An 8,482-nucleotide genomic window follows, 5' to 3' on the forward strand; every position below is an offset into this window, starting at 1 on the left:
GGGGAGCAGGAGGACCTCGCCCCCGTCCGGCGCCAGCCCGTAGAGCGCGTAGCGCCAGTCGCCGGCGGGCGGGGTGTCGCGGAACGCGTAGTCCCAGGCTCCGCTCGCTCCTGCCCGCGGCAGGAGCGGCTCGGCGTTCAGGGGCGAGCGCCGCGCCGGCGTCTCCTCGCGGATCGCCGCCAGCAGCGCGTCGCGGCCGAGCAGGCCGGCCGCGTAGCGCTCGGCCTGCGCCCGCCGCACCGCGCGGGCGTCCCCCGGGCCGGCCGGCAGCCGGTAGAGGTTGCAGGCGAGCGGCTCCGTGCAGCGCCAGCTCAGCGCGACGGCAGCGCCCGCGAGCAGCGCGTCGCCGCTCGCGATGGCCAGGGGCGGCACGGCCGTCAGGTCGGCGCCGCCTTCGATCGCGAAGGCCCAGCCACCGCCGTTCAGGTACTGCGTGCCGGCGAGCACGTCGGGGCCGCCGGTGCCGGAGAGGTCCGCCGTGCCGCGCACGCTGTAGAGCCGCTTGCCGGCAGCGAACATCCAGAGCGTGTCGCCGTCGGCGCCGCTGAAGAGGTAGACCTTCGTGTCGAAGGAGCCGCCGACGACCTCGTCCACGCCGTCGCCCGTGAGATCGTCCACGCGGTCCACGGCCCAGAAGTCGCCGCCGTTGAGGGTGCCCGCCCAGGACTGCCAGATCAGAGCGCCGGTGGCGCCGTCGATCACGCGCAGGGCACGCTCCCAGGACCCGATGGCGATGTCGCGGGCGCCGTTGCCGTTGACGTCGCTCAGCGTGACCAGGCGCATGACGTAGTTGTAGCTGCCGTTGTCGAAACTCCAGCGCACGGTGCCCGTGTCGCCGTCCAGGCACTGCACCTGGGCGCCGGCCGACCAGCGGCCCACCACCAGCTCGGCGAGGCCGTCGCCGCTGATGTCGTCGATCACCGTGGCGCAGTGGTTGCTCGAGCCCAGGTTGCGGAACCAGATGAGCTGGCCGACGGGCCCCGCGCTGCCGCCACTCACGCAGTACACGTTGACGTCGTTGTCCCCGGCGACGAAAAGCAGGTCCTGGACGCCGTCGGCGTCGAGATCGGGCAGGGCGAGCGCGCGGTAGAGGGCATCCTGGGCGGGGAAGCGCCAGACGACGCTGCCGTCGGCGCCGCTGAGCAGGTAGCCGCAGTTGGCGTCGCTGCCCAGCGCGCAGGCCCCCCACCTCGGGGAGCCCATCGCCCGTGCGGTCGGCGATCCAGCTCACGTCGTAGACCCAGCCCGAGGCCGACTGCAGGTAGGAGTCGAAGGTCCACAGTAGGTCCCCCGTGCGGCCGTCCACGGCGTGAACGCTGCGATTGCCCCAGGCCGTGCCGAGCAGGACGTCGGGGAAGCCGTCGCCCGAGAGATCGGGGCAGGTCTCGAGACAGGAGTCGCCGTAGCCGCCGCCGTCACTCGCCCCGCTCTGCGGGCGGATCGACCAGAGCACCGGCGGCGGGTCGCCCTGGCCGCCCGAGAGCAGGTAGAGGTGGTCGCCGACGGCACCGGCGTCATAGGTCTCCACCACGATGTCGCTGAAACCGTCGCCGTCCACGTCCGGCAGCGTGGCCATCGCGTTGATGTCCTCGATGCCTTGGAAGCGCCAGAGCTGGTCGCCGCCGGCGGCGAGGGCGAGGGCGGGCAGGCAGACGAGGGCGACCAACAGCGATACACGACAGGGCATCACCGACCTCCTGGGGCCTCAAGTATAGCGCCGCCACAGCCCCCCAACCAGTTGGCGTCATGCCGCAGGAGCCGCGAGATAACTCACCTAGGAATAAAGGCTTTGCTCCCTGGCACACTCAGGCGCCCCTCAGTAAATTGGGTCCGGAATTCCACATGGAGGGTCCAGCATGAGCCGGAGCAGCGTGACCATCGACGGCAACGAGGCCGCGGCCTACGTCGCCCACAAGGTCAACGAAGTCATCGCCATCTACCCGATCACGCCCAGCTCGAACATGGGCGAACTCGCGGACGACTACTCGGCCCAGGGGGAGAAGAACATCTGGGGCACGGTCCCCACCGTGGTCGAGATGCAGAGCGAGGGCGGCGCGGCCGGCGCCGTGCACGGCAGCCTGCAGACCGGCGCCCTGACGACGACCTTCACGGCCTCGCAGGGCCTGCTCCTGATGATCCCGAACATGTACAAGATCGCCGGCGAGCTGACCGCGACGGTCTTCCACGTCTCCGCGCGCACGCTGGCCACGCACGCGCTCTCGATCTTCGGCGACCACAGCGACGTGATGAGCGTGCGCCAGACCGGCTGGGCGATGCTCGCCAGCGGCTCGGTGCAGGAAGTGATGGACAGCGCGATCATCGCCCAGGCGGCCACCCTCGCCGCGCGCGTGCCCTTCCTCCACTTCTTCGACGGCTTCCGCACCAGCCACGAAGTTCTAAAAGTCGAGCAGCTTGCGCTGGACGATCTGCGCGCCATGATCGACGAGGATCTCGTGCGCGCCCACCGCGCGCGGGCTCTCAGCCCCGACCGGCCGCAGCTGCGCGGCACGGCCCAGAACCCGGACGTCTTCTTCCAGGCCCGCGAGGCAGGCAATCCCTTCTACGCGGCCTGCGCCGGCCACGTGCAGACCGCGATGGACCGCTTCGCCGCCCTCACCGGCCGCCGCTACCACCTCTTCGACTACGAGGGCGCGCCCGACGCCGAGCGCGTGCTCGTGCTGATGGGCTCCGGTGCCGAGACCGCCCACGAGACGATCGACGCCCTCACGGCCAGCGGCGAGAAGGTCGGCGTCCTCAAGGTGCGCCTCTACCGGCCCTTCGCGGCGGCCGCCTTCCTCGCCGCCCTGCCGCGCTCCGTGAAGGCGCTCGCCGTCCTCGACCGCACGAAGGAGCCGGGCGCCCTCGGCGAGCCGCTCTACCAGGACGTGCTCACGAGCCTGCTCGAAGCGCAGCAGGCCGGCGGCCTGCCCTTCGCGATGCCGCGCCTGGTCGGCGGCCGCTATGGCCTCTCCTCGAAGGAGTTCACGCCGGCCATGGTCCGCGGCGTCCTCGACGAGCTGGCGCGGCCCGCACCGCAGAACCACTTCAGCGTCGGCATCCGCGACGACGTCAGCGGCAGCTCCCTGGATTACGACCCGCAGTGGACGATCGCCGACAAGGACACCTTCCAGGGCATGTTCTACGGGCTGGGCGCCGACGGCACCGTGGGCGCGAACAAGAACAGCATCAAGATCATCGGCGAGAACACCGAGAGCTACGCGCAGGGCTACTTCGTCTACGACTCGAAGAAGAGCGGCTCGATGACGATCAGCCACCTGCGCTTCGGCAAGAAGCCCATTCGCGGCAGCTACCTGATCCAGGACGCCGACTTCGTCGCCTGCCACCAGAGCGTCTTCCTCGAGAAGTACGACATGCTGCTCAAGGCGAAGCCGGGCGCGGTCTTCCTGCTCAACACCCAAGCGGGACCGAGCGAGGTCTGGGACACCCTGCCGAAGAAGGTGCAGCAGACCGTCATCGACAAGCGCATCAAGTTCTACGTCATCGACGCCTACAAGGTGGCCGCCGAGACGGGCATGGGCCTGCGCATCAACACGATCATGCAGACCTGTTTCTTCGCGATCAGCGGCGTCCTGCCCCGTGAGGAGGCGATCGGGCACATCAAGACGGCGATCAAGAAGACCTACGGCAAGCGCGGCGAGGAGGTCGTGCGCCAGAACTACGCCGCCGTCGACAGCACGCTGGCCGGCCTGCACGAGGTGAAGGTGCCTGGCGCCGTGACGAGCACGCGCGAGCTGGCGCCCGCCGTCGCCGCCGCGGCGCCCGCCTTCGTGCGCGAAGTGACCGCGCGCATCATCGCCGGCTTCGGCGACGAGCTGCCCGTCAGCGCCTTCCCGCCCGACGGCAGCTTCCCCACCGACACCGCGCGCTGGGAGAAGCGCGCCATCGCCCTCGAGGTGCCGGTCTGGGACCCGAAGACCTGCATCCAGTGCAACAAGTGCGCGCTGATCTGCCCGCACGCGGCGATCCGACCCAAGGTCTACGCCCCGGCCGCCCTCGCCGGCGCCCCGGCCGGCTTCAAGCACACGGAGGCGAAGGGCAAGGAGCTGGCCGGCCTCGCCTACTCGCTGCAGGTGGCGGGCGAGGACTGCACGGGCTGCGGCCTCTGCGTCCACGTCTGCCCGGCCAAGAACAAGACCGAGGTGCGCCTGAAGGCGATCAACATGGAGCCCCTGGCGCCCATCCGCGCCCAGGAGCGCGCCAGCTTCGACTTCTTCCTCTCGCTGCCCGAGCCGGACCGCCGCGAGCTGGCGCTGACCAGGGTGAAAGACAGCCAGTTCCTGCGCCCCCTCTTCGAGTTCAGCGGCGCCTGCGGCGGCTGCGGCGAGACGCCCTACGTCAAGCTGGCCTCTCAGCTGTTCGGCGATCGCATGGTGGTGGCCAACGCCACCGGCTGCTCGTCGATCTACGGCGGCAACCTGCCGACCACGCCCTGGGCCCAGGACGCCGCCGGTCGCGGTCCCGCCTGGTGCAACAGCCTCTTCGAGGACAACGCGGAGTTCGGGCTCGGCTTCCGCCTGAGCATCGACAAGCAGCGCGAGATGGCCCGCGAGCTGCTCGGCGCCCTGCGGGAAGCGGTCGGTGGCGATCTGGCCGAGGCTCTGCTCGCCGCGCCGCAGGGGAGCGAGGCCGACATCCACGACCAGCGCGAGCGCGTGGCGAAGCTGAGGGAGCGCCTGGCCGCGCTCTGCGACCCGCGCGCCCGGCGCCTGGCCGACCTGGCCGACATGCTCGTCAAGAAGAGCGTCTGGATCATGGGCGGCGACGGCTGGGCCTACGACATCGGCTACGGCGGCCTCGACCACGTGCTGGCCTCGGGCCGCAACGTCAACGTGCTCGTGCTCGACACCGAGGTCTACTCGAACACCGGCGGCCAGATGTCCAAGTCGACGCCGATGGGCGCCGTCGCCAAGTTCGCGGCCAGCGGCAAGCCGGCCGGCAAGAAGGACCTCGGCCTGATGGCGATGAGCTACGGCAGCGTCTACGTCGCCCAGGTGGCGATGGGCGCCAACGACGCCCAGACGGTGCGCGCCTTCGTCGAGGCCGAGGCCTACGACGGGCCGTCGCTCATCATCGCCTACAGCCACTGCATCGCCCACGGCATCGACATGGGCAAGGGCACGGACAACCAGAGGGCCGCCGTCCAGAGCGGCCACTGGCTGCTCTACCGCTTCGACCCGGAGCGGGCGGCGGCGGGCGAGAACCCGCTCCAGCTCGACAGCAAGGCGCCGACGATGGCCCTGAAGGACTACGTCTACCAGGAGACCCGCTACAAGATGCTCACCAAGAGCAAGCCCGAGGTGTCCGCGGCCTTGGTCGAACAGGCGCAAGCGGGCGTGCGCGCCCGCTGGCACCTCTACGAGCAGCTCGCCGGGCTCCACTTCGAGGGCGGCAACGGCGACGACAAGGGCGGCGGCAAGCCGACCCCCACCACCAGCGACGACTGACGGGAGGAACCGCAATGGAGATGCAGACCCGCTACCTCGGCCTGGCCCTCAAGAACCCGCTCATCTCGTCGGCCTCGCCGGTGAACCTCGACCTCGACGCCGCCCGCCGCTGCGAGGACGCCGGCGCCGCGGCCATCGTCATGCCCTCGCTCTTCGAGGAGCAGATCCTCGCCGAGTCGCGCGAGCTGGACCACTACCTGACGCATGGCACCGAGAGCTACGCCGAGGCGCTCAGCTACTTCCCGGCCCGGAGCGACTACCGCCTCGGCCCCGAGCGCTACCTGAAAACGCTGCGAGCGCTCAAGCAGAGCCTGGCGATCCCCGTCATCGCCAGCCTCAACGGCGTCTCCGAGGGCGGCTGGACCGCCTACGCGCGACACCTCGAGGAGGCCGGCGCCGACGCCATCGAGCTGAACGTCTACTTCATCCCCACCGACCCGCGGCTCTCAGGCCGCGAGGTGGAGCAGATCTACGTCGACGTGCTCAGCAGCGTGAAGGCGACCGTGAAGATCCCGGTCGCGATCAAGCTCAGCCCCTTCTTCAGCAACATGGCCGAGATGGCGGCGCGCCTGGACGCGGCAGGCGCCGATGGCCTCGTCCTCTTCAATCGCTTCTACCAGCCGGACCTGGATCTCGACGAGCTGGTCGTGCGGCCGAACATCCTGCTCAGCACGCCGCAGGCCATGCGCCTGCCCCTGCGCTGGATCGCCATCCTGCACGGGCGCCTGCGGGCGAACCTGGCGGCGACGAGCGGTATCCACACGCCGATCGACTGCCTTTCAAGATGCTGATGGCCGGCGCCGACGCCGTCATGCTCGCCTCGGCGATCTACGCCCGCGGGCCGGAGGTCTTCGGGGAGCTGCTCGCCGGCATGCGCGCCTGGATGGAGGAGCGCGAGTACGAATCGGTCGAGCAGCTCAAGGGCAGCATGAGCCAGAAGTCGGTGGCCGAACCGGCCGCCTACGAGCGCGCGCTCTACGTGCAGGCGCTGCAGCGCTTCACCGGACGCGCCGGCTAGCGCCCGCCCCGCGCCGCCTCTTCGTCGCGAAAGGGAGTCCCAGGCTCGAGTCCCTGCTCAGCCCCCGAACGGTCGCCATCGTCGGCGCCTCCGCCACGCCTAGCAAGGTGGGCCACGCCATCCTCGCGAACCTGATCGCCGCCGGCATTCCGGGACGCATCGTGCCGGTGAATCCGAAGGCCGACACCCTGCAGGGCCTGCCCTGCGCGCGCAGTCTCGCCGAGCTGGAGGGGAAGCCGGACTTCGTGGCCATCGCCGTCCTCGTCCTCGCCGTCGAGGGGATCCTCGTCGATCGCAGCGTCCAGGTCGTCGTCGGGCTGGGCGCTGAGCAGGCGGTTGCCCCCGGCCGCGCCGGCGAAGCTCGCATAGATCGTGTCCGTCGCGCGGTCGCCGGGATGGGGGAACTCGGGGTCCGGCCAGGCCGTGCTCACGCTGGGCAGGCCGCTGCGGCGAGCGCCGACCCAGACGCCGGCGATGTAGAGGAACTCGACGCCGCTTCCCCGCGGCCACTGCGCGGAGGGCGCCCAGGACATGTCGAGGTTCTCGCGGGGAAGGAGCCGAAGAGCCCGTAGCTGTGACGTTGAGCTGCAACTCGCCCACGCTGTGGACGAAGCGACCGTCCAGGACCTTCGTGCCCAGGGCCGGCGGCACGGTCGCGGCCGCGCCCCGCGCCCACGCAGCGCCCGGGAGCGCGAGGGCAAACGCCATGATCAGCGCCAGCGTTGGCGAAGAAGCAGGGGGCACGCCCGCCCTCCCGGCATCGCGAGTGCAGGCAAGCTAGCACGGCGCCAACGCCGCAACCGGCCTGGCGTTGGCCTACTTGAGCAGGAGGAGGGCGCGACTCGCCTGGCGGCCCGCGGCGTCCAGTCGGCAGAAGTAGACGCCCGAGGGGAGGGGGCGGCCTGCGGCGTCCAGGGCCTCCCAGCGCAGGCGGTGCTCGCCGGCGGCGAGCGGCGCCGCGGCCAGCGGCCGCGCCACTTCACGGCCCTGCACGTCGAAGACACTCAGCGTCACCGTCGCGGGCGCGGGCAGGCCGAAGCGCAGCTCGGTCGCCGGATTGAAAACGGGTTCGGGTGGTTCGGCGCCAGGTAGAAGCTGCCGGGCGCCGGCGGGTTCGCCGTCAGCGTGCAGCCGACGCCGTAGACGCCCATCAGCACGCCACAGGCATTGTTCTCCGGCACGCAGGGCGAGGCATCCGCGAGCTCGTAGTCGAGGCCGGTGATCACGCAGTAGAGCGGGTCCTCGGCAAGGCAGTCGGCGCCTGGCGCCTGGGCATGGCCGCCGTAGGGCGCCGCCCCGTTGCCGAAGATGTCGCTGCAGCTCCAGGTCGTCGTCGACGGCGCGTCCGCCTCGTAGAGCGCGCCGCCGGTGGCCGCCCCGTTGAAGCTCACGATCAGCCGCTGCAGCGTGAGCTGGGCGCCGTAGGCGAGGGCCAGCGCCCCCCCCCGCGCGGCGCTGTTGTCGCTGAGTGTGGACTGGACGAGCTGGGTCGTGCTGCCGCTGAAGTAGGCGGCGCCGCCTTCTTCCAGGGCCGCGTTGTCGTGGATGAGCAGGCCGCCGAGCAGGGGCGCGCCGCCGAAGACGGCGAGCCCGCCGCCGTTGCCGTAGACCTGGCCGTAGGCCTCGTTGTCCCGCAGCGTGAGGTTGCTCACCTGGGACTGGGAGTTGCCCAGCACGAGGCCGCCGCCGGCGCCCTTCGCGCGGCAGGCCTCGATGACGAGATTGCGCAGGGTCGGCGAGGCGCCGCTGACGCGGATGCCGCCGCCGTTGAAGGACTCCCACTCGTAGAAGACGTGGCCGTTGCGGATCGTGAAGCCGTCCACGATCGCGCCGGGGCCTTCGCCGTCGTTGAAGTCGAAGCCGCGGCCGGCCAGCTCGCAGTCGATGACCGTCGAGGCCGCGCCTTGCTCGCTCAGCAGCCGGATCGCGCGGCCCCCGAAGTCGAGACGCTTGTTGGCATTGCCGTGGTAGATGCCGGGCGTGACCAGCACGGTGTCGC

General features: G+C 70.9%; 4 protein-coding genes and 1 pseudogene. 3 read left to right on the forward strand and 2 right to left on the reverse strand.

The annotated features are described in order from the left end of the window. On the reverse strand, positions 1–1,203 hold a 1,203-nt coding region (locus FJ251_11130), incomplete at its 3' end, for a PQQ-like beta-propeller repeat protein (GenBank protein MBM4118271.1). Between the two features lie 653 nt (positions 1,204–1,856). On the opposite strand from FJ251_11130, the gene nifJ reads away from it, so the two are divergent. From nifJ to FJ251_11145, 3 genes and pseudogenes are all read left to right on the forward strand, one after another. Then, positions 1,857–5,465 (forward strand): pyruvate:ferredoxin (flavodoxin) oxidoreductase, encoded by a 3,609-nt coding sequence (nifJ, locus tag FJ251_11135; GenBank protein ID MBM4118272.1) that lies wholly within the window; start codon positions 1,857–1,859, stop codon positions 5,463–5,465. Between the two features lie 14 nt (positions 5,466–5,479). Further along, a pseudogene (locus FJ251_11140) lies at positions 5,480–6,483 on the forward strand (dihydroorotate dehydrogenase-like protein). Beyond that, positions 6,369–7,055, forward strand: a complete 687-nt coding sequence (locus FJ251_11145; protein MBM4118273.1) for a hypothetical protein — start codon at positions 6,369–6,371, stop codon at positions 7,053–7,055. Before FJ251_11140 ends, FJ251_11145 begins: the two are co-directional and overlap by 115 nt. A gap of 244 nt (positions 7,056–7,299) precedes the next feature. On the opposite strand, the gene FJ251_11150 is transcribed toward FJ251_11145, so the two are convergent. Continuing rightward, a complete protein-coding gene (locus FJ251_11150) occupies positions 7,300–7,647 on the reverse strand; it encodes a hypothetical protein (protein ID MBM4118274.1) in 348 nt (115 codons plus the stop codon). Between the last annotated feature and the right edge of the window lie 835 nt (positions 7,648–8,482).

It is taken from the genome of bacterium (genome assembly GCA_016873475.1).
Taxonomy (GTDB): domain Bacteria; phylum Krumholzibacteriota; class Krumholzibacteriia; order JACNKJ01; family JACNKJ01; genus VGXI01.